21 protein-coding genes are annotated in these 21874 nt (G+C 64.9%); 8 read left to right on the top strand and 13 right to left on the bottom strand.

Annotated features, from left to right (window positions below; genetic code table 11):
* Positions 1-12 precede the first annotated feature (12 nt).
* Positions 13-957: a sugar kinase gene (locus DVK00_RS05790; RefSeq protein ID WP_121577407.1), complete on the bottom strand. Its 945-nt coding sequence runs from the start codon at positions 955-957 to the stop codon at positions 13-15.
* An 80-nt stretch (positions 958-1037) separates the two neighbouring features.
* Positions 1038-3188, bottom strand: a complete 2151-nt coding sequence (mutL, locus tag DVK00_RS05785) for a DNA mismatch repair endonuclease MutL (protein ID WP_121577406.1) — start codon at positions 3186-3188, stop codon at positions 1038-1040.
* Positions 3189-3322: 134 nt separating this feature from the next.
* Here mutL and DVK00_RS21605 point away from each other — a divergent pair, with 134 nt between their 5' ends.
* Positions 3323-3469 carry a hypothetical protein gene (locus tag DVK00_RS21605; RefSeq protein WP_199722444.1) on the top strand — a complete coding sequence of 49 codons (147 nt, stop codon included), beginning with the start codon at positions 3323-3325 and terminating at the stop codon, positions 3467-3469.
* Positions 3470-3603: 134 nt separating this feature from the next.
* A complete protein-coding gene (locus DVK00_RS05780) occupies positions 3604-4872 on the top strand; it encodes an HAD family hydrolase (protein WP_101351263.1) in 1269 nt (422 codons plus the stop codon).
* A 9-nt stretch (positions 4873-4881) separates the two neighbouring features.
* Here the strand turns inward: DVK00_RS05780 and DVK00_RS05775 are convergent, their stop codons facing one another.
* Positions 4882-5739 carry a hypothetical protein gene (locus DVK00_RS05775; protein ID WP_121535765.1) on the bottom strand — a complete coding sequence of 286 codons (858 nt, stop codon included), beginning with the start codon at positions 5737-5739 and terminating at the stop codon, positions 4882-4884.
* A gap of 198 nt (positions 5740-5937) precedes the next feature.
* Here DVK00_RS05775 and DVK00_RS05770 point away from each other — a divergent pair, with 198 nt between their 5' ends.
* Both DVK00_RS05770 and DVK00_RS05765 read left to right on the top strand, forming a co-directional pair.
* Positions 5938-6444 carry a hypothetical protein gene (locus DVK00_RS05770; RefSeq protein ID WP_101351261.1) on the top strand — a complete coding sequence of 169 codons (507 nt, stop codon included), beginning with the start codon at positions 5938-5940 and terminating at the stop codon, positions 6442-6444.
* A 49-nt stretch (positions 6445-6493) separates the two neighbouring features.
* Entirely contained in the window at positions 6494-6694 is a 201-nt protein-coding gene (locus tag DVK00_RS05765; protein ID WP_008307333.1) for a hypothetical protein, read from the top strand.
* Between the two features lie 28 nt (positions 6695-6722).
* Here the strand turns inward: DVK00_RS05765 and DVK00_RS05760 are convergent, their stop codons facing one another.
* The 8 genes from DVK00_RS05760 to mutS form a co-directional block, all read right to left on the bottom strand.
* A complete protein-coding gene (locus DVK00_RS05760; protein ID WP_101351260.1) occupies positions 6723-7172 on the bottom strand; it encodes a hypothetical protein in 450 nt (149 codons plus the stop codon).
* A gap of 78 nt (positions 7173-7250) precedes the next feature.
* Positions 7251-7562, bottom strand: coding sequence for a hypothetical protein (locus DVK00_RS05755; RefSeq protein ID WP_101351259.1), 312 nt, complete (start codon positions 7560-7562; stop codon positions 7251-7253).
* Position 7563: 1 nt separating this feature from the next.
* Positions 7564-7935 (bottom strand): helix-turn-helix domain-containing protein, encoded by a 372-nt coding sequence (locus DVK00_RS05750; RefSeq protein WP_044952077.1) that lies wholly within the window; start codon positions 7933-7935, stop codon positions 7564-7566.
* Positions 7936-8298: 363 nt separating this feature from the next.
* Positions 8299-9483 (bottom strand): outer membrane lipoprotein carrier protein LolA, encoded by a 1185-nt coding sequence (locus DVK00_RS05745; RefSeq protein ID WP_121577405.1) that lies wholly within the window; start codon positions 9481-9483, stop codon positions 8299-8301.
* 107 nt (positions 9484-9590) lie between these two features.
* On the bottom strand, positions 9591-10421 hold the full coding sequence (locus DVK00_RS05740; RefSeq protein ID WP_101351257.1) for an ABC transporter permease: 831 nt from the start codon (positions 10419-10421) through the stop codon (positions 9591-9593).
* Positions 10418-11449 (bottom strand): ABC transporter ATP-binding protein, encoded by a 1032-nt coding sequence (locus DVK00_RS05735; RefSeq protein WP_101351256.1) that lies wholly within the window; start codon positions 11447-11449, stop codon positions 10418-10420. The genes DVK00_RS05740 and DVK00_RS05735 overlap by 4 nt, the downstream gene beginning before the upstream one ends.
* Before the next feature lie 95 nt (positions 11450-11544).
* Positions 11545-13485, bottom strand: coding sequence for a PAS domain S-box protein (locus tag DVK00_RS05730; RefSeq protein ID WP_121577404.1), 1941 nt, complete (start codon positions 13483-13485; stop codon positions 11545-11547).
* A 74-nt stretch (positions 13486-13559) separates the two neighbouring features.
* Positions 13560-16325 carry a DNA mismatch repair protein MutS gene (gene mutS, locus DVK00_RS05725; protein WP_121577403.1) on the bottom strand — a complete coding sequence of 922 codons (2766 nt, stop codon included), beginning with the start codon at positions 16323-16325 and terminating at the stop codon, positions 13560-13562.
* Positions 16326-16430: 105 nt separating this feature from the next.
* Here mutS and DVK00_RS05720 point away from each other — a divergent pair, with 105 nt between their 5' ends.
* Positions 16431-16823: a nuclear transport factor 2 family protein gene (locus DVK00_RS05720; RefSeq protein WP_121577402.1), complete on the top strand. Its 393-nt coding sequence runs from the start codon at positions 16431-16433 to the stop codon at positions 16821-16823.
* 1 nt (position 16824) lies between these two features.
* On the opposite strand, the gene DVK00_RS05715 is transcribed toward DVK00_RS05720, so the two are convergent.
* Together DVK00_RS05715 and hisA are read right to left on the bottom strand one after the other, a co-directional pair.
* Positions 16825-17427 (bottom strand): class I SAM-dependent methyltransferase, encoded by a 603-nt coding sequence (locus DVK00_RS05715; protein WP_101351252.1) that lies wholly within the window; start codon positions 17425-17427, stop codon positions 16825-16827.
* 46 nt (positions 17428-17473) lie between these two features.
* Complete coding sequence (gene hisA, locus DVK00_RS05710) at positions 17474-18214, bottom strand: 1-(5-phosphoribosyl)-5-[(5-phosphoribosylamino)methylideneamino]imidazole-4-carboxamide isomerase (RefSeq protein ID WP_121577528.1); 741 nt, start codon at positions 18212-18214, stop codon at positions 17474-17476.
* Positions 18215-18313: 99 nt separating this feature from the next.
* Between hisA and DVK00_RS05705 the strand changes: the two genes are divergently transcribed.
* The 3 genes from DVK00_RS05705 (at position 18314) to DVK00_RS05695 (ending at position 21853) form a co-directional block, all read left to right on the top strand.
* On the top strand, positions 18314-19186 hold the full coding sequence (locus DVK00_RS05705; protein ID WP_101351251.1) for a hypothetical protein: 873 nt from the start codon (positions 18314-18316) through the stop codon (positions 19184-19186).
* Positions 19187-19339: 153 nt separating this feature from the next.
* Positions 19340-20503, top strand: a complete 1164-nt coding sequence (locus tag DVK00_RS05700) for an inorganic phosphate transporter (RefSeq protein WP_101351250.1) — start codon at positions 19340-19342, stop codon at positions 20501-20503.
* Between the two features lie 141 nt (positions 20504-20644).
* Positions 20645-21853, top strand: coding sequence for an inorganic phosphate transporter (locus DVK00_RS05695; protein WP_101351249.1), 1209 nt, complete (start codon positions 20645-20647; stop codon positions 21851-21853).
* Positions 21854-21874 lie beyond the last annotated feature (21 nt).

The following is a 21874-nucleotide window of genomic DNA, read 5'->3' as shown; positions in this document are numbered from 1 at the left end:
GGTAGGGACTCCCTACGGCCGTCTCGACTGCTGTGAATCGACGACCCGCTCAACTTCGGACGGCTCAAGCGGCGTCAACGGCCCGGACATTGTTCGAGAGAGTGCTGCCGCCGCGACGCCGTGGAGCAGCGCTTCGTCCGTGTCAGCACCGGCGGCCAGTTGCCGGAGCGTCGCGCCAATAAAGGCCTCGTGTTGCCCCGATTCGTCGACGGCGGTCGTCTCGATAGCGTCTTGCTCGTGGACGACGCCGTCGTGGTAGGCGACCGCGCCGTACTCGCTCCGCGTGAGCACCACGCGGGTGAGGTCGTACTCCGTCGCGAGCGTGTGGACGATTTCACGGGGACCCCCCGTCGTGTCGAACACCGCGGAGACCTGCTCCTCGGCGGCGAAGAGGGTGTCGACGGCCGGCAGGAGGTCCGCGAGTGCGGCCCGCGCGTCCTCGGCGTCCCACAGCCCCGGGTGGAAATCGAGGTCCAGCGCCCGCATCCCCGCGGCCGCTCTGAGTAACGCCCCCGTCGTGTCGGCAGCTGTGTCCGACAGTGAGAGGGTTGCGCCCGAAGTGAACACTACGTCTGCGTTCTGTATCTCGCCCATCGGCAACTCGCCGGGTGTCAACGTCGCCATCGCGGTGTCGCCGCGGTCCTGTAGCAGCCGCTCGGCACGGGGCGGGTCGGCGTCCTCGTGGAAGGTAAGTCCCTGCCGGCCGGCCGCCGGGTCGGCCCAGACGACCTCGGTCTCCAGTCCGAACTCCTGCAATTCGGCGACGACGCGCCGGCCCAGCGGCGTATCGGGGACCTTCGAGAGCCACCGCGCGTCGGCTCCAAGTCGGCCGGCCGTCGCCGCAACCCCGCTTGCTGTCCCGTCGACCCGAATCGACGCCTCGCGGGCCGTTTCGAACCGCTGTCCGTCTGGGGGTGCAAATCTGAGAGCAGTCTCGCCGAACGTTACGAGTGACATACCGCGTGCATCGGGAGACGAAGGTTTAGTTTAATCGGCTGTATCGACTGCTGTGTCGGTGGTCAGACCGGAGTCCTTCGCTATCGCCGCCGACCGCCGTGACCGGGGTAATCACGCTCGAACCGGTCTTCGAGTTCTTGCCGGTCGATGTGGATGACCGTCGGTCGTCCGTGGGGACACGCGTAGGGGTTCTCACAGTCGTCCAGCGCGGCGAGTAGCTCCCTGACGGACCCCTCAGTCAGCGACGTGTTCCCGGTCACAGAGGGGTAACACGCCAGGTCGCCGAGCAGTTCGTCGGCCGCGGCTTCGACCGTCGCCGCCGCTTCGTCGTCGCCGGCGACGAACGCGCCCAGTACATCCCTGACGATGTCCGGGCCGGCCGCGTCGGCGATGACGCCTGGGAGGGTTCGGACCTCGACGGTCCGCTCGCCTGTCCGCGCCGTGTGAAAGCCCAGGCTCGCCAGCGCGTCGCTGCGCCGGTCGAACACCTCGGCCTCGCGGGCGGTCAGTTCCAGTTCCACCGGTTCCGCGAGCGCCTGCGTCGTCGTCTCGCCCTCGAACCTGGCCTTGAGCCGTTCGTAGTTGACTCGCTCGTCCGCCGCGTGCTGGTCGACCAGTACGAGGCCGTCGTCCGTCTCCGCGACGACGTAGGTGTCGGCTAACTGCCCGAGAATCCGCATCGAAGGCAGCGATTCGTGGGTCGCCTCTGGGTCGTCGCCGAGGCGTGCCTGCTCCTGTCCGCCGGTGAACTTCCGGTCGCCGCGCTCTGTCTCCGTCCGGCCCGCTGTGGACGCTTCCCGGCGCGCATCGGGGCTATCTCCACTCGAAACGCTACCCTCTGCCTGCCGATTCTCGAAGTTGCCTGACGTATCGTCTTTCGTCTCGGCTGTGGAGGGGCGTTTCGTGTCGACTGACTGCTCTGCTGCGGTCGTGTCGCCGGACTGATGAGCCGCTGTCTCCGTCTGGGCTCCGTCAGACCGCTCTGTGTGTTCAGCAGCCGATTGTCCTGTCGTATCAGCACTGCTCTCCGCTGTTGTGCCGTCCGTCCGCGCTGATGGTGCTGTTTCGTCCGCGGTGTCCCGGCCGTCCGGACGCGACAGCTGGCGCTCGCCACTGCTCGCTCCCTCCGATTCCGGCGTTATCTCTGTCTGCTCTGGTGCTGACCGGCCACGCGGCGCTGTCGAGCGCAGCAGCCCTTCTCGTAACAGCGCGTCCTCGACGGCGGTCCGGACCTGCTCCCGGACGCCCTCGTCGTCGGCGAATCTGACCTCCATTTTCCGGGGGTGGACGTTCACGTCCACGTCGCCCGCGGGCACGTCCAGGAAGAGGACGGCGAAGGGGTAGCGGTCCGGCGCGATCTGGGTCCCGTAGGCGTCGACGACGGCGTCCCGGACCGTCCCGGCGCGGACGTACCGGCCGTTGACGTACGTCGAGAGGTACTCGCGGCCCGCGCGGTTCGTCTCGGGGTGGGAGACGAGGCCGTGCACGCCGTCGAGTGGCCCGTCAGGGAAACTCTCCGCCTCGTCGCCACCCCCGTTTGCTCCCGAACCCGCACCGACCGAAATCATCGACTCGGCCACCTCCCGGCCGTAGACAGACATGACGGTCTCGCGCAGGTCGCCCTGGCCGGTCGTCGAGAACGTCTCCCGGTCGCCGTGGGTCAGCGACACGGCCACGTCCGGGTTCGCCAGCGCGTAACTGGCGACGACGGTGTTGACGTGGGCGAACTCCGTCGACTCCTGTTTGAGGTACTTCCGGCGGGCCGGGACGTTGTAGAAGAGGTCAGCGACCTCGATGGTCGTCCCCTCGGGACAGCCCGCGGGGCCGACCGACGTGACCTCGCCGCCCTCCAGCACCAACTCCGTCCCCACGTCGCCCCCGCGGGGCCGGGTCCGAATCGTCAGCCGCGAGACCGCCCCGATTGCGTGCAGGGCCTCGCCGCGGAAGCCGAGCGTGCCGACGCCGCCCTCCAGGTCTGCGATGTCGCGGATCTTCGAGGTGGTGTGTTTCTCGACGGCTGTCTCGACAGCCTCGCGGTCCATCCCGACGCCGTCGTCCGTGACGCGAATCCCGTCGGTTCCGCCGGCCTCGACGACGACATCGACCCGGTTCGCGTCGGCGTCGATGGCGTTCTCGACTAGCTCCTTGACGACGGAGGCCGGCCGCTCGACCACCTCGCCGGCCGCGATACGTTCGACGGTCCGGTCGTCGAGTCGCTGGATGTCGGTCATACGTGCCCCCGCATGTGACTGCTACCGGCTAACGAGCGAAGCGACTTGATACTGTCTGCCTTCGCCGCGCCTATCAGTCCGATCATGAAAATAGTTAACACAAACCAGTCCTGACCGTCGGATGGTGACGACCCATGTGCCACCACAGAGAACGCTCTTGGACCGAAGCGACGGCGGACGACGAGGCGACTGAGGAGGACGAGGAGGAGGAACTGCCGTCCTTCCTCAACGAGGAGGCGCCCGAAACCGAGGTGCTGACCGACGGCGGCGACGAGGCGTAGCAGGGGTTCCCCTCGGCAGCGGTGTTGGCAAACCAGCCCTTCTTTGCCGTGTCCCGCAAACACGCAATTCCGTCATGTGTGGGTATCGCAAACCCGATAGCTAAAGTACGCTCGCCGTCAGTCGCCACTATCCTGTGGATCTCGACATGGAACAATACGACCAACTATACCGTCTCTACAAGAGCGTAGACACGACAACGCTGCGCGGCTATCAGGAGTTCGTCGACCTGTTTCCCCCGCTCAGTTCGACCGTCGCGCTGGAACAGTGGGAGACCGCCAGTGACCGCCTCGACGACCTCAAGGCCGACATCACCGAGGAGTTCCCCGGAACCGGCGAGACCTACGCGGAAATCGCGGCCCGGCTGACCCGCGACGAGGCCTTCACCGCCTTGGACCTCTACTCGAAGTACGGCCGGTCGGCGAACGTGCTCGTACTGGATGTCGACGAGACGCTCCGCTCGGCCGGCGACACCGACAACGAAATCCCTCGCGACACGCTGTACCTCCTGACGCAGTTCCACGAGGCGGGCGTCCCCATCGTCGTCTGCACCGGCCAGACCCTCGAAAACGTCAAGGGATTCATGATACAGGGCCTTGGTAACGACCTCGTCTCCTCCGGACAGATGAGCATCGTCTACGAGTCCGGCAACGGCGTGTTCACGCCCAAACACGGCGCGGACACGAAGCGACTCCTGTATGAACGCCTCGACGGCGCGGTCGTGGACGTGTTCGAGTCGGTCCGCCGCCGTGTCCTCTCTGAGGCCCCCGAGGCCGTCGGCAAGCGCTGCCACCTCCAGGGCAACGAGTTCAACGTCACGCTAAAGCCCAACGCCGAGGTCGGCAGCGACAACGCCGTGGAAATCATCGACGAGTCCCTGCGGTACCTCTGTGGACTGGTCGGCGACGCTATCGCGGGGCAGGTCGATGCTGACGTGTCGGACCCGGCAGCGTACGCACGGGCCTACTTCAGCCGCGACCCGGAGATTCACGATGTCTTGGAGGCGGGCGACCTGTCGACCGATGCCGACATCGACGACGCGCCTGCGGCGTTCCGCGACATCCTCGAACGCGTCGACCTCGGCTATTACGAGGGCGACGCGGCCGAACTCGTGAGCCTCGAACTGGACAAGTCCGCCGGCGTTGAGGAAGCCTTCGACGTGCTCGGCATTGATGACCCGTTCGCGCTCGTGATGGGCGACAGCAAGAGCGACTTGCGGGTGATGCGCTGGATCGACGAAAGCGACGCCGGTATCGCCGCCGCCCCCGCCCATTCCTCGCCCGACGTACTCGATCACGTCAGTTCGCGCGACGACCTGGTGTACGAGGCCGGCGACGCCAGCACGGTCCTGCGAACTGTCTACGGCATCAGCCTGATCGAGCAACTGGACGAGCAGGGCGAGTGAGCCCGCTCCCTACGTATTGACCACACTGTCGCCGTTGCGGTGCTGCTCGGGCCACTCGCCGGCAGCGGGGCACTGCGGGTCGATGTCAGCGACGAACCGCATCGTCGTGATATTGAGTACGAGCCCCAGAAACCCGCCGCCTACGATTCCGATGAGCAGGCCGACCGCAGGGACGTTGACGACAACAGCGGTCGCCACCGCTGAGACGAGCAAAACGAGTCCCAGATAGCCGACTGTGTAGGCGAAGTACGCCCCACCGTTGACAGCCAGTTGGTACGAGCCTCTGGCTGCTGCCACAAACCCAGTCCGGCGCAGGACAATCAGATACGGCGTGGCCCAGAACAGATACCCGGCAGCTATGAATGCTGGAATCAGAAGAAGCACAGCGCCGACTATCGCGCCCCCCTCACCGAGGCTCCCGAAGCCAAACAGCCCCAGTGCCAGTGGGACGAGAACAACATACGGGAGGGCAGTTATCACCAGAAACGGGACAAAGTATGCTAGCACGCTCATCGCGAAGCCCTCGTGTCGACCGAGGAGTTCTGCCGCGATAGTTCCGAAGTAACCCGCACTCAGACCGGCACGTAGTAATAGCACTCCCGGTACGACCACCATCGCAAACGGAGCCGACAGAGGGAGGCCAACATTTGCCGTGACACCGCTGCCAGGTAAACTCACGAACTGCCAGACAGTCACGACGGACGCGGGGACGCCGAACTTAATGCCGATGTGGATTCCGTCGTAGGTGAGTATCTGTCGGATACTGTCCGTCTGCGTGACCGCCAGCAGCATTGGAACCAGTGCCAGCGGCAGTTGTTCGCGCGCCCGCTGCCACCCGTCGGCCAGCCGAACGGTGAATGACGGCATCAGTCGTGGTCCCTCGCTGACTCCGTCTGAGCGGGTGCCACGCCGTCTGGCGTCTGCGGGACCGTCGGTTCGAGGCGTCGCTGTGGAGCGTTCGTCCGGGTACTGGAGGGCATCGGCTTGGATATCCGTACACGCAACAATATGCGTTCTGGTGAGACTGCACCCAACTGTTAGGCGTCCGCCGACCGAACTGCCGCCATGAGTCTTGATACCGTGTTCGGACAGGTGCCGGACCCGCAGTCGTACTCGTTCCCGGACTACTCGCTCCCGCAGGGCGACCCCGTCAAACCGGTCGCACTGACCGCCGGCGAACTGACTGCGCTGCTTGACCTGTACGACGCGTTCAGTACCGTGGACCCGACGGGCATGGACTCGAACCCGTTCCTGCGGGCGACCAGCGAGTTCCTCCAGCAGACACTCGGTGCGCCGCTCACCCGACCGGATGAGCAGCTGCACGACGATATCGCGGCCTTGCTCAACGACTTTTCGGGAGACTTGGGCGAGCGATCAATGGGTGTTGTGGACGCGACACCGGCTCACCACCGGACGCTGTACTTCTTCTTGACCAGTTGCAAGGCATACCATACGGCCCCGCATCTGCGGTTCGACCCCGACCCGAGCGCCGTCGAGACGCTGTATGCAGTGTACGAACGCGTCACTGAGCAGGCGTTCTACCTCAAGCGGCCGAAAAGCGTTCTGGAGTGAGAGCCCGTGGTCCGGACTGTTTATCGGGCAGCGAAATAAATTGCCGCCAATGACAGCCGATCAGCCCGAAATCCCGGTCGTGTGCGAGGAGTGCGGGACACGGACATCGGTCGCGTTCGAGGACGTTGAGGACGCCGTCGCCCGCCACAACGAACAGCTCCACGACGGTGAGCCAGTCGCCGAAGTCGACCCCGACGTACTGGAGGAACTCGCCGACCGACTCGCGAAGGACATCGGCCTGCTGGAGTAGCCACTCGACCAGTGTCACTCGTATCGTATCACTCCCCCAGCGGGAGCCGCTCGTAGGCCTCGCGGTCAGCGCCGGCAGCGAGCGTGCGCGGTCGCAGTCGACAGACGTTCTTCACGGTACGCGGACCAAGCACGCGGGGCGAGACGAACCGCGGTCGCTCCGGCTCAGTTCCGGGACCGTCGCCCAGCGCGAGTACTGCGCCGTTGAGGTCGACGAGCGGGATGCACGCCAAGTCGCCGTTCATCGATTCGAACTGGACGTGGGTTGTATCGCCGGGCATCGCCGCCGCCTCCAGCAGGTCGAACACGGCGACGCCGGTGTACCTCCGTTCGATCCGGTCGCCGGAGGCACACTCGAACGCGACCGGCCCGCGGACGACATCGAACGGGAGCTGTGCGGGCGCCACGTCCCAGGGGACCAGTAGTGGGTCGGTCCCGTCGATTCGGACCGTCGGCCGTTCCTCCGACGTTTGCCCCATAGGTACAACTTCTGACCGGACGGACTTGAGATGTTCGTCGTTAGACCGCGCGGTCCACCGGGCAGACCACTCGGAGCCTCACTCCCGAGAGTGAAGCGAGTACGCGATAAAGAGCACGCCAACGAACTGGAAGGCGCGAGTGACGAGCGTCAGCGGTTGCTGGAACTGGCTGGGAAGCAGGCCCTGGCGAAGGAGGACTGAGCCGACAAACGCGACGACGAAGGCCACCGCCGTGAGGCAGAACAGCCCGACAGAGAGGTACTGCATCGCGCGACTGTTGTGCCGTCGATACCCGCGGTAGGCCTGGTAGCCAACGTACCCACCCAGTACTGTCGAGCCAAACGCAAGGGCGGTGATGAGCCAGTTCATCAGTGTCTCGATGGCAACCATGTCAGAGATTCTCCCACATTTTTGTGAATCGGTCCGCGGTGTCCTGTTCGTCCTGTCCCGGGAACGCCGGGGGTTCGGTCCGCTCGATTTCGGTTTCGAAATCACCGTCAGCAAGCGCCAGCGAGAACTCCGAGAGCGTGGCAGCGAAGACGCTGTAGTCGTTGCCGCCCGTCTCTATCTGGGTCTGTTCCTCGATGAGGCCGTACTCCTGAAGCCACTCGACCCGTCTGTACACGGTCGGTTGTGACATCTCACACTGGTCGGCGAGCTGTTTCGCGGACATAGGCTTGACACTCGTTGCTGCGAGGATGTCCCGGGCATACTCGTCACTGAGCAGGTCGAGGATGTCGCCCACGGCCGGGTCCTCACTCACGTACTGGACCAACGCCCCGTCCCTGAATAAAAGGTCCCGTCAGTTTCCGAGTCAGAAGTCAGCCACATTAGAGAAGGGCGCAGTGTCAGCGGAGACCGGCGCGATCAGGGCAGTTCCTTCGGGCGAAGGTGGGGCGAGGGAGGGGACCAGTTCACGGGCGGCGTGGCCCACATTCCTCCCCAGGGTGGCACCCCGGGGAACCCTAGGCAGTGTGGTGGACAGACAGCGGCTATCGCCGGAGGGCGGTGGTGGCACGGTGTTGTTAGGGCCGCTGCACTTGTAGTGAGGAGTGGTTCCATAATATAACGTGCAGTCGAACTTCTGACCCAGAAAACGGCGGCTTGATATGCCAGCGTGGGTGTTTCACATGCTACCGGGACAGCCGATTGACTGGCCGACCGTGACGAGTCGGTCCGCAGACACTCCTTCACCACGAATCGTGTACCGGTAGCGCTCACAGTTCCACGACACCGATGTTGTCAGCCCATAGCTGATCTGTACCGGTTGCCCGTCGATTGTCACTCCCTCGCTGGCGTTCTCTCCGACAACCAGCCGGTCGTACTTGGCAACAGTGATCAGACTGGTTCGGTTCGCGTAGCGGAGGCCGACGCTGTGGATTCGTCCCTGCGTCTGGGTCGCGTAGGTCAGTTCGTACCCCGGCGGAATGTCGGGTTTTGGAACCCGGACCTCGGTGTCGGCTTCGAGCGCACCGATCGACTCGTAGGTCTGTTGGTCCGGTGTCTCTGGGACGGTGACAGTCGTGTTGTCCGGGAAGTCAGGGGTAAACACGTCCGCTGACACACCGGTGTCGTAGGTGACGTTCGTATGCGTCGTCGTCACGACTGTTCGCTCACTGTCGGCTGTCCATGCGGTGCGTTTTTTCACCGGGAAGAACCGCTCTGTGTCTACCCAGATCGTCTGTTCGTAGGCCGCTGTGTCGTCTTTCGGTGCCACGTGGATGACGTACGCCTCACGCCCGTCAATCGATTCAATACCGCGGTAGCCGACCATCATCGAGCCGGCGGACACGCTCGGCCGCTGCTCGCCGCGGGGCACAACGGGCAACGGCTCAACTGACTGTGGCTCGCTTGTCGCGTTGGCTGCCGTGGACGTATTGAGACTCGCAACCAGGCGCTGCAGCCGTTCACCCCGGTCTGACTCTGTCCTGCTGAGAGAGATTCGCGTGGCGCTCGCGCGGCGCTGGTCGTACAGCCACAGCGCCGATCCGTTCGACACCCGGAGATCGTATCGGTCGACAGTACTGCTGATGACTGCCAGCCGTTTCTTCTGTGTCCCTGGCTGGAGTACGGCGTCGTAGGTCGTCCGACTCGCGACCGTTCCGTTCCGGCTGATAGTGGTTGTCTGTGTCGAATTGACGCCGTCTATCGCCTCGTAGCGTTGTTGCACGTCCGCGCTGATCTGAGGTTGATCGGCGGTCCCGGTACTCGCGAATGCGAGCGACCAGACCGCAACCGCAAGCACACCAATGACGACCACCGTCGCGATGGTGAGCACCAGTCGTTCCGAGGTGAGGTGTCGAGTGACCATTTGTGGGGTACAGGGCGGGGACTGCCTGACGCTGTGCGGTCAGTCCGAGTGACAGCGTTACGTATCACATTACCGGCATCATAAGTAAAAGCATCTGTCTACCTCGGTCAGTAGTCGCCGAGCACGCCGAGCCGTCTGGCTCGCCGGGTCGTGTACTGGAACACGACGTACCCGAACAGGACGTAGCCGACCGGGACACCGATGAGGAGGCCCAGGTCGACGGGGGAAAACTGCCAGAGTCGGGTCCCGTCGACCATCGCTCGCTGCAGGAGCGCACTCCCGTGAGCCAGCGGCAGAATTCGCGTCCAGCCGAGTTCGAACACGGGCGCGGAGATGAGGATGATGAACCCGAACTGGAGCAGATTGAGCCAGTTCCCGATGCGTTTGTACAGTACCGCGACGCCGCCGGCCGCGAAGCCCAGCCCCAGCACCGAGGCGATAGTCAGCGACGCGACCACGACGACGGTGAGGACGTTCAACTGGAGCGACGTTCCGGTAATCGCAAGCATCACTGCAAGCACCACTGTCGAGGTGATGAACGTCCGGACAACTTTCGCGACCCCCTTGCAGAACGCGACCGGCGCGAAGCCAAACGGCGTCATGACGTGCCGTTCGAGGGTGCCCCACTGGGCTTCGCTGCCGATATCGTTCGAAATCGACTGGTAGGCCCCGACCGAAAGCGACCACAGGAAGTAGCCGACGATGATTCCCTCGATGGAGTCTGTTATCGCCTGCCCGGCGAGCATCCGACCGCCGTAAAACAGCAGGCCGAAGAAAAACACCGAGATGACGACCCCGCCGACGGCGTTGGCCGGATAGCGGACGAAGATGAGGTACTCGCGGTACAGCACCGCCCGTGCGAGATCGAGATAGCCCGCCTGCATGCCGGCACGGGCATCCTCACTGCCGTCCGTGTGCGTGTCGGCGCTCGCGGTCATCGGCCCGGCCCCTTCCGTTCCTGCCCGGTAATCTCGACGAACACGTCCTCAAGGTCTGGTTCGACTGTGCCGACGCCAGTCAGCGTCACGCTGTGGTCCCGGCACAGGGCCAGCAAGCGGTAGAACCCGTCGCTGTCGGTCGCCACCTCGACTCGCCGCCCCCGCTCGACGTTCGTCACGTCGACCACCTCGAAGCGCTCCCGAATCGTCGCAAGCAGGGCATCGGTGATGTCCGGACTGGTGACGGCGAAGGCGTTCGCGGTGAACTGGTCGAGCACAGCCGCCACGCTGTCGTCTGCGATGATCTCCCCGTCGTTCATGATGATAACCCGGTCACAGACGTCCTCGATGACGTCCATGTCGTGGCTGCTGACGACCGCTGTGAGGTCGCGCTCGTCGACGATGCGGCGCAGTTCCCGCCGCAACGTCAGCGAGCTTTCGACGTCCAGCCCAAGCGTCGGCTCGTCGAGAAACACCAGTTCGGACTCGCTGGCAAGTACACTCGCCAGCGACACCTTCTGTTTCATCCCGCGGGAGAGGTCTCGGACCGGTTCGTCGGCCTTCTCCAGGAGGTCGAGTTTCGCCAGCAGGCGCTCGTGTCGGTCGGCAACAGCAGCCGGCTTGACACCCTTGATGGTCGAGAAATAGCGCAGGTTCTCACGGACAGTCAGCCGCCAGTAGTCGTTTCGCGCCCCTTCGAGCATCCCGTCGACGTGACGGTACGCTGCCCGCGGGTGCTCGCTCATGTCGATACCTTGCACCCGGACACTCCCGGAATCAGGCAACACCAGCCCGAGAATCGATTTTATGGTCGTCGTCTTGCCCGCCCCGTTGGGTCCCAGCAGGCCGACGACCGTGCCCTGCTCGATGCGAAACGACACGTCGTCGACGGCCGTCACCGCGTCCGAACCGCTGCCGAACTGCTTCGACAGCCCCTCGACGGCGAGTGCAGGCGTCGCTCCGTCTCTCGACGCAGCCGACTGCTCGGCGGTCCGCGGACCCTGCCGAGCAGGGCGCTGGGATGACATGACCAGTACTGAGGGCTTCAGAACCAAAAGGCCAGTCACGTCTCGCGGTAGGTCTGTCGTCGTCGCTGTCCCACATTCGGGACTGGCTGGTCTGCTCAGGCGGGGTCGAGGTCTGTCACCTCGAACCGTGCGCCGCCGGCCTCGCTCTCGGTAGCTGTGACCGTCCACCCGTGGACCTCGGCGGTTCGCTGGACGATTTTGAGACCGAACCCGGTCCCGCTCTCGCCAGTCGAATAGCCTCCTTCAAACGCCTGCTGGCGGTCGTCCTCAGGGATGCCCGGCCCGTCGTCGGCGACGTAGAAGCCGTGCTGGTCCAGCTCTTCAATGACACCGATTCGCACAGTTACGCCCCCGCCACGCTGGTCAGCGTCTCCGTCAGCCGACATCTGAGCGCCCGCGGACCCGTGTTCCACACTGTTGCGGATAAGGTTCGATAACAGTCGACGGAGCTTTGCCGTGTCTGCCCGAATCTGTCGGTCGTCCTCGACGACGAGCGTTGCCTGTTCATCTTCGACGCTCTGCCAGCATTCCTCAACGATGTCGGCGAGCGCGACGGTTTCGAGGTCGGTCGCCGTTTCGCCGGCACGTGCAAACGCTAGGAGGTCGTCTATCAGCGCTCGCATTCGCTCATGGGCACGCGATACCGTGTCGAGTGCGTCGCTGTCACATTCTTCTCTGGCCAGTTCCAGATTCCCCTCCGCGATAGTCAGCGGGTTCCGGAGGTCGTGGCTGACGATGCTTGTGAACTCATTGAGGCGCTCGTTCTGGCGTTCCAACTGCTGTTCGTATGCCCTGTGCTGGGAGATATCCCGGCCGATACCCACCGTCCCAGAAACTGCTCCATCGGTGTCTGTCAACCGAGTACCCGAAAACTCGTATGGAATCCGCTCTCCATCGGCAGTCAGGACCTCTGCTTCGACAGTTACCCGGCCGCCGCTTCGTGTCTCATGTATCGCCGAAGCGATCGTCTCGTGCTCGTCACCCGGGAAGAACTCAGAGACGGACATCCCGTCGATCTCGTCGTCGCTGTATCCTGTGACTTCGGGGATGCGCTCGTTCCACCGCCGGAGGCTGCCGTCCGTGTCGACGACGTAGAAGAGGTCGTCAAGCGTATCGAGCGCTTGATCGATGAACTCCCGTTCCTCGCGGAGCTGGTGGTCGCGGTCGAGACGATTGAGGGCCGCTGTCGCGTGGACGGAGAGCGTCTGTGCGAGCGTAACGTCCGTCTCATCGAATGCACCTGTCTCGCACGAGCCGACGAGGAGGACGCCGTGGTCCCCGAGCGGGAGGATGATCTCGCTACGGATATCGGTCTCTGGATTGTACCGGCCCGGAACCGACGTGATATCGTCGTGGACCTTCGCCTCACCGGTTTCGAAAGCCTGCCACGCGAGTGATTCTCCGGCCTCGAACACCGGCGGCGTGCCGAGGAATTCCTCGACCTGTTCGGTCCAGGCGACCGGATACAGACGCTCGCCGTCGGCGAAGTGGACGCCGTTGGCCGGCATGTTGAGGATTGTCCTGGCAGTGTCCACTGTGATCTGCGCAACCGCATCCGCAGTCGTGGCTCGCATGAACGCCCTGGCGGTGGTATGAAGCTCTTCAATAGCGCGTTCACGACGTGTACTCTGTGTGTATTCGATGTCATCGGCCGTCCGCTCGACGGCGTCGACGACGGTGTGTGCCAGTCGTGCGTACGGTTCGGCCCCGCCATCGGCCCGGATGTACTCGGTGACGCCCGCGGAAATCGCGTCGCTTGCGGCTGCTTCGCTCCCCTCACTGGCGAACAGCACGAACGGCAGGTCCGGCGCTCGCTTGCGGACCGCATCGAGGAACTCGACGCCGGTCTGCTCCGGCAGCTCATAGCCCGCGACGACACAGCCGAACGTCCCACTGTCGAGCCGTTCGAGTCCGTCGGCGACGCTCGTCTCCGTCTCGACCGTAATGCCACAGTGCGCCTGTTCCAGAGCGCTCGTGGCCGCCTCGACGATAGCCGTGTCGTCGTCGACGTGGAGAACGCGAATCCGGTCGGTCATTGGCTTCTAGCAGTGAAAACTTCCGTATACACCTTCCCCCGCGAGTATCTCCGTTGAAAATTGGATGCTGCCCGCTACGCGTCGTCCAGCTCGGCCTGCCACTCCTGTACTTTCGCCATCAGTTCGACCGGCGGCGTCTCGTTGACATCCAGCTCCGTCAGCTCCGACAGGACAGCCTCGGTTTCCGGGTCGAGCGACGCTGTTGCTGCATCGCCATCGACGGCATCAGCCGCGGTCTCGCCGGGCACGTGTTCGGGATCACCGTCGGTCGCAACCGGCTCAGCAGCCGAACCAGCCGTCGTGTCCCCCGACTGGGCCACGCCGTCTCTGAACTGTCCCGACTCCAAGTCGAACACAGCCTGTGTCGTTCCGCCGCCGTCCCCCTCGCTGCCACGCACCTCGATGGCCTTGTCGTCGCGCAGGCGGTCGAGTACTTCGTGTGACCGGTCGACGACCGGCTCTGGGACGCCGGCGAGATCGGCGACGTGGACGCCGTACGAGCGGTCGGTCGGTCCGTCTCGGACTGTTCGGAGGAACGTCACGTCGCCGTCGCCCTCCGCGGAGCGTGGCTCGCCGTCGACCGCGACGTGCACGTTCTCGACGGTCGGCAGCTCCTCGCCCAGCGCCGTCAGCTCGTGGTAGTGGGTCGCAAACAGCGTCTTCGACCGGACGGAGTTGACGATGTACTCCGTCGCTGCCCAGGCAATTGAAATGCCGTCGAAGGTAGCCGTCCCGCGGCCGACCTCGTCCAGTATCACGAGTGATTCGTCTGTCGCCGAATGGAGGATGTTCGACAGCTCCTGCATCTCGACCATGAACGTCGAGCGCCCCTGTGCGAGTTCGTCCAGCGCGCCGACGCGGGTGAAGATGCCGTCCACCAGACCGACGGTCGCCGACCGCGCCGGCACGAAACTGCCCACCTGGGCGAGCAGCGTGATGAGCGCCGCCTGGCGCATGTACGTCGACTTCCCGCTCATGTTCGGGCCGGTGACGATGAGGAACTGCCGTTCGTCGTCCATGTAGAGGTCGTTCGGGACGAACTCGGTGGTCTGTTCGACGACCGGATGACGGCCGGCCTCGATGGACAGTTCGTTGCCGTCGACGACCGCCGGCCGGGTCCAGTCGTTCTCGACGGCATGGACCGCCAGTGACGCAAAGGCGTCGAGTTCCGCCAGCGTCCGGCCCACGTCCTGCAGTAGCGTCGCGCGCTGGGCCACGCGCTCGCGGAGTTCCTGGAAGCGCTCGTACTCCATGTCGTGGCGGCGCTCCTCCAGGCGCAACACGTCCCGTTCTTTCTCGTCGAGTTCGGGCGTCGTGTAGCGTTTGGAGTTCTTGAGCGTCTTGATGTGCTGGTAGTCGTCGGGAACGGTGCCGGTCTCGCTCTTACCGACCTGAATGTAGTAGCCGTCGGTCTTGTTCCGGTCGACCGAGAGGTGGGTGATGCCGGTCCGCTCCTTCTCGCGGTCCGGCAGCGTCTCCAGCCACTCCAGGGCGGCCTCGTGCTCGTCGATGATTTCGTCGAGGTCGTCGTCGTACCCGCGCTTGAACAGGCCGCCCTGGCGCACTGTCCCCGGCGGGTCCGCGACCAGTGCCCTGTCGAGTTCCGCAGCCAGCGCGTCGGCCGCCTCGCGGTCAGCGCCGTCGAGCGCCTCGGCGAGCGGTGACTCGGCCAGCCGCTCCGTCTCGGTGACGGCGTCGGCAACCTGTCCCAGCAACGCCAGCGTCTCCTGGACCGCTCGCAGGTCCCGTGCGTCTGCACTGCCTGACGTGGCCCGGGCGGCCAGCCGTTCGAGGTCGTAGGCGTCCGACAGTGTCTCTCGAATCCGCTCGCGGGCCATCGCTGCCTCCGACAGCGCCGCCACGCAGGCCTGTCGGCGCTGGAGTTCGGCCCGGTTTCGCCGTGGTCGCTGGAGCCACTGCTGGAGCAGCCGCCCGCCGGCGGCCGTGACGGTGTGGTCGATGGTGTCGAACAGCGACCCCGAGCTGTCGCCTTGCATGGTCTCGGTGAGTTCGAGGTTGCGCTGGGTCGTTGCGTCGAGGTCGACGTGGTCGCGCTCGCCGTACGCCTGGAGGCGCGTGACCGCCGCCAGCGTCCCGACACCGGTGTCGTCGACGTAGGAAAGCACCGCGCCGGCGGCTCGCAGTGCCACGTCCTGATCCCCGATACCGACGCTGTCGACCGTCTCGCTCCCGAACTGCTCGCGGACGGTGTGGCTCGCCCGCCCCGGTTCGAACGACGCTGAATCATGAAGCGTCAGCGCCGCGTCCGTCCGTTCGCGCAGGCGGTCCAGAAACGCGTCGTCGTTCCGGAGTTCCGGGCCGGGAAGAATCTCGGCCGGCCCGAACGTATACAGCTCTGTCAGCGCCTCGCCCGCGTCGGCGTCGTCCAGTTGTGTAACCTGAAACTGGCCCGTGGTCACGTCCGTCGCGGCGATGCCGTAGGTGTCACCGCTGTCCCGGCCGGCCTCTCGAACCACCGCGGCGAGATATTGGGCCGACTCGTCGCCGGTCTCCAGATGCGTCCCGGGCGTGACGACCCGCGTTATCTCGCGAGCGTGGCCGTTCTCGGTCTCATGCTGGTCGGCGATGGCGACCCGGTAGCCCCGTTCGACCAGCGCGGAGACGTACGGTGTCAGGTCGTCGACCGGGACCCCGGCCATCGGATACGACGAGCCATGTGAGGACTTCTGGCTCACCTTCAGGTCGAGCTCGTCGGCGACGATCTCGGCGTCCTCGGCGAAGAACTCGTAGAAGTCGCCACACTGCATCGCCAGCAGGTCCGCGTCGGTCCCCTCCTTGAGCGTGAGGAACTCTCCGACGATTCCCGTCGCCTCTGTCATACACGTCCGTGTGGCCGTCCGCGGCGTAAGGATTGCGGGTCGGGAGAGTGTGGTCGAAGCCGCCGGACGTGACCAGTGAAGGGGCCACAGGCTCAAGTGTCGAATATGGATGCGACAGAGACCATCGAGGCTTACTACGCAGCGTTGCGGGCCGGCGAGCCGCTCGGCCCCTTTTTCGCCGCCGACGAAGACCGCTCGGTGGTCAAATTCGGTATCTCTGAACAGTTGGCCGGGACCGACGCTATCAGGACAGGACTGCGGGAACAGACCGAGACGACGACCGACTGGGCCGTCGAGAGCCAGGCGCTCGAGGTGACAGAGCGCGAGGGCTACGCGTGGTTCAGCGACGTCGTGCGACTGTGCTGGACCGACGCCGAGAGCGGGGCCCGTCACGAGTACGACACCCGTTGGAGCGGGACGCTGGTGGCCACAGACGACGCTCGCCCGTGGCAGTTCGTTGGGATGCACGTCAGCACTGCCGACGACCTGCGTGCGTGACTCAGTCCGCGGCGAGCGTGGCGAAGACGAACTCGCTGTCGCTCCCGAGCGGGTCCGTCGCAGTGACCGTCTCCGTCCCGGTGAAGCCGGCGTCGGCCAACTGGTCGAGCGTCGCCCGCCGACCCGGTGCCGAAAAGAACATCGACCCGCCCATCCAGCCCCGCCGGACGGTCTCGAATTGGCCGCTCGGCAGCGTCAGCAACACGACACCGCCCGGACGGAGCACGCGAGCGAACTCACGGTAGACAGTCGGGTGCTGGTCTCGCGGGACGTGAAAGACGGCGTGATAGGCAGTGACGGCGTCCACGCTGTCGGTCGCGACTGGGAGCGCCGTCATGTCCCCCTGTACAAGCCGGCTGTCGGGCACTGTCTCGGCGGCGAGGTCCAGCCCCGCTCTGGAGAAGTCGAGACCGACGCTGTTCGGCGGGAGGTTCGCAAGCGTCCGCGCGCCGTCACCACAGCCCACGTCGAGGACAGTCGGCGCTTCGGAGAGGCGTTCGAGTAAATCGTCGAGCAGAGCTGCGTCCGATCCGGTCGGGTCACGCCGCTCGGCGTAGGTTTCAGAGACGCTGTCCCACGCGCGGCGCACCTCGTTGCGGTCCATACATCTTGTGAGCGCGCCACACAGTTATGCGTTCAGCTACCCCGACCTATTCCGATGACTCGTCGAGGGCGTCAATCGCCGCGCCGAGCGTGAACTGGCCCTCGTAGAGCGCGCTGCCGACGACGACGGCGGCGGCCCCGGCCGACCGGAGCGCCAGCACGTCGTCGACGGTCGCCACGCCGCCGCTGGCGACGACGGGCATGTCGACGGCTTCGACCAGCCGGCGGACCGGCTCGGTGCGAACGCCCTCTAACTGGCCTTCCACGTCCACGTCGGTAAACAGGATGCCGCCGGCCCCGAGGTCGGCGTACCGCTCGGCAGCGTCAGCGGGGTCCAGTCCGGTCCCCTCGGTCCAGCCCGACACCACGACTTCGCCGTCCTTCGCGTCGAGGCTCACCAGCACACTGCCGGGGTGTTCGGCGCTGATTTCGCCGACGACTTCCGGCGTCTCGACGGCGGCGGTTCCGAGGATGACGCGGTCCAGTCCGCGGTCCAGCAGCGAGACGGCGTCCTCGGCGGTTCGGATGCCGCCGCCCAACTGCACGTCCACATCGGCTCCTACTGCGTCAAGGACGGCGTCGATGGCCGCCGCGTTCTGTCGCTCGCCCTCGAACGCGCCGTCGAGGTCGACGAGGTGGAGCGTCTTCGCCCCGGCGTCGACCCACCGCTGAGCGGCCTCGACCGGGTCGCCGTAGGTTTTCTCCGTGCCGCGTTCGCCGCCGACAAGCTGGACCACTTGTCCGTCCTGCATATCGACCGCGGGGATGACCTCGAACTCGGGAAACATGGCCGGTGGTCCGGCGGCAGCCGTCGAAAGCGTGTCGGTCCGATGCGTGCGGACGCCAGTGACCCGCATGCTTTTACGCTGTGATGGGAAAGGTCCGCCATGGGTACTGCTACACTCGTCCTCACACCGCTCGCCCGCCGGCTCGAAGCGCTCATGTTTGGGCCGTACGAGCGTGAGTACCAGCTCTTCGAACAGGCCGTGATGGTCGTCGCCGCCGGTCTGGCGCTGGCCTGGGGGCTGGCCGAGTTCGGCGTTCTCCCGCTCGGTGCCGGCGCGGTGTCGGTACTTGCGACCGCGGCCAGCATCGCCATTTCGGCGTTCGTCGTCGTCGGGTTGCTACAGTTTCTCGTCCTCGCGAACGTCCTCGAACGGACGAACGAGGATGTCGCCACCAAAGCCGCTGAACTCGAAGAGGCCGCCGAGCAACTGGAAACGACAGCTGAGGAGCTAGAGACGACCGCCGACGAGGTCGAAACCGCCGCTGAGACGGTCGACAAGGCCGCCGAGGATGTCGAGCAGACCGCCGACGAAGTTGAGCAGACCGCCGACGAGGTGGAACAGACTGCTGACGAAGTGGAGGAAACCGTCGACGAGGTCGAACAGACAGCCGACGAAGTCGAGCGGACGGCCGACGAAGTCGAACAGACTGCGACCGAGGCTGGCGACGAGGACGCCGCTGAGAAGGTCACCGAGGTCAAGGACAAGACGACCGAAGTCAAGGACAAGACAACGGAAGTCAAAGACAAGACAACCGAGGTCAAGGACAAAGCGACAGAAGCGAAAGACAAAACGACTGAACTGAAAGACAAAACGACTGATGTCAAGGATAGGACCAGCGATGCGAAACAGACCGCTGAATCAGTCACCGACGAGGTCGAAGCGGCCAAGGAAACGGCAAGCGAGGTCGAGGAGACAGCGTCAGAAGTCGAAGAGACGGTGCCGGCTGACAACGGCGATGGCGACCGCGACTGAACGGCTGTGACGGTCGGCCATCGATTGTGCGCGATGGACGGGCGTACGGGCTGCTCTGTGGCCCATCCCGACGAGACGCCAGCGTTGAATCGTGTGTCTCCGAGAGCGGTCACGAACGGTATTATTTAGACCCGTCAGGAGTTGCTGTTGGACATGGTCTCGATTCTCTTCGCTATCGGGCTTCTGGTTGCCATTTTCGTCGGTTTCAACATCGGTGGCTCTTCGACCGGTGTTGCTTTTGGTCCGGCAGTGGGGTCGGACACGCTCTCGAAGGAGTGGGCCGCCGTCCTGATGTCGGCGTTCGCACTCCTCGGCGGGGCAACCATCGGAACGGAGGTCATCGATACGATGGGCGGTCGCATCGTCCCGAGCGGACAGTTTACCCTCCTCGCGAGCGTCGTCATCCTCTTTTTCGTTGGACTTGCCCTGCTGGTCTCGAACCTGTTTGGGGTGCCGGCATCGACTTCGATGACTGCCGTCGGTGCTATTGCCGGTCTCGGCGTCGCGACCGGGACTATCGACTGGACCGTGATGGGGCGTATCGTCTCGTGGTGGCTCGTCGCGCCTATCACTGCGTTCTGGCTGTCGGCAGTCGTCGGACGCTACCTCTACCCACATCTCGAAGTCAGGGTCGCCTTCGAGAGCACGGGGCCGGACACGTCGCGGCGTGAGCGGATCGGACAGTTTCTGGTCGTCGCTATCGGCTGTTATATGGCGTTTTCCGCGGGGGCGTCGAACGTCGCCAACGCTGTCGCTCCCCTTGTCGGCAGCGGCGAGCTGGGGCTCTATCCGGGCGTCGCGCTCGCTGGTGGCGCTATCAGCATCGGTGCGTTCACCATCGCTCGGCGAACGCTCGATACGGTCGGGAACGATCTCACCGAACTCCCGATTCTCGCGGCGCTCATCGTCGAGACCGTGAGTGCGACAATCATCGGGTTGTTATCCTGGGCCGGAATCCCAGCGAGTCTGGCGGTCTCAGCAACAATGTGCGTCGTCGGTCTGGGGTGGGGCCGGGCCACCCGGACGACAACTCTGGCTGACGCAGCGGGCGCGGCTGTCACCGGGGCCGCCGCTAGCGGTGGAGGTGGTAGCGTTACCGTTGACGCGCTGACGACCGACCGCGATGAAGCTGCGTGGTCGCCACCGGAGGAGCGCGAAGTCGAACCAATCGGTCAGGAAGACCCGGAGTCCGTAACCTCGGCGGCAGACCTCTTCGACCCCGCCGCGACTGGTCGCGTTGTCATGCTCTGGATACTGGCACCGTCGATGTCAGCCCTTGCGTCGTTTCTGGTATTCCAGTACGTTCTCGCCTACTGATTCACTCACGTCTGGGATATTCGCTCCCGGCCCCGACAGTCGTCACCGACAGAACGGTGCATCACTGCGTCTCGCCACCTCGGTCGCACAACGCGCTGGCGAAGGCGGTACCCTTTACCTGACGACGACAGTTGGTAGCGTATGGTCGAAGTTCTCTTTGCCCTCGGTGTTCTGGTAGCTATCTTCGTCGGCTTCAACATCGGGGGGTCATCCACGGGTGTCGCGTTCGGGCCTGCGGTCGGATCGAACACGCTTTCGAAACTCTCGGCAGCGGCCCTGATGACGATATTCGCGATGGCTGGCGGGCTCCTTGTCGGCCCGGCCGTCGTCCAGAGCCTGGGCAGTGACCTCGTCGCCACGCAGTTCTCGCCGCTGATCAGCATCGTCGTCCTGTTTTTCATCGGCGTCGCGCTGTTCCTCTCGAACGTGGTCGGGGTTCCGGCGTCGACGTCGATGACGGCCGTCGGCGCTATCGCTGGCCTGGGCCTCGCTCGCGGGACGTTGAACGCCGCCCTGATGCTCGAAATCGTCTCGTGGTGGCTCGTCTCGCCGATTATCGCCTTCTGGGTCAGCGGCGTCATCGGGCGGTACTTCTATCCGAGACTCGTCGAGTGGTTCGCCGTCTCACAGAGCGAGGGGGCGCTACTGGATTTCGACCGCTCCGGTGCGATTCCGCGGCCGGCGCTCGGCGAGAACACGACACCACGTGAGTTCGTCGGGACCGTCGTCGTCATCGGTATCGGATGTTACATGGGCTTCTCTGCGGGAGCATCGAACGTCGCCAATGCCGTTGCACCGCTTGTCGGCAACGGCTCTCTGGAGCTGTACCCGGCCATTCTGCTCGGTGGCGGCGCTATCGGCCTCGGTGCGTTCACCATCGCCCGCCGGACGATGGACACGGTCGGCAACGACCTGACCGACCTCCCGCTGGTCGCCGCCATCGTCGTCGCGGCAGTCGCCTCGACTATCGTCACCTTCCTTTCCGCGCTGGGTATCCCTGCCAGTTTCGTCATCATCGCCACAATGAGCATCGTCGGACTCGGGTGGGGTCGTGCGACGCGAACGACGAGCCTCTCAGACACTGTGCAGGGAGAAGCACCCGTCGCGTCTGTCGGTGCGCTGACCACCGACGCGGAAGCCGCAGACGCCCCGACTGTCGGTGGCAACAAAGGGACGCCGAAGCCGGCCGAGACCGACCCCATCGGCGAGGAATCGCGTGAGGACATCCCGTCGGCGTCGGATCTGTTCGAACCCGGGACCACTGCGAGAGTAATTTTCCTCCAGAACGTCGTCCCCTCGATTGCGACCCTCGCGGCGTATCTGGTGTTCAGGTTCCTCCCGATCACCTGAGCAGTAATCGGCCCCGCACAG

Source organism: Haloarcula sp. Atlit-47R, assembly GCF_003665985.1.
Taxonomy (GTDB): Archaea; Halobacteriota; Halobacteria; order Halobacteriales; family Haloarculaceae; genus Haloarcula; species Haloarcula taiwanensis.
The sequence above is the reverse complement of the archived record's forward strand: the minus strand, read 5'-3'. Positions and strand labels throughout refer to the sequence as shown.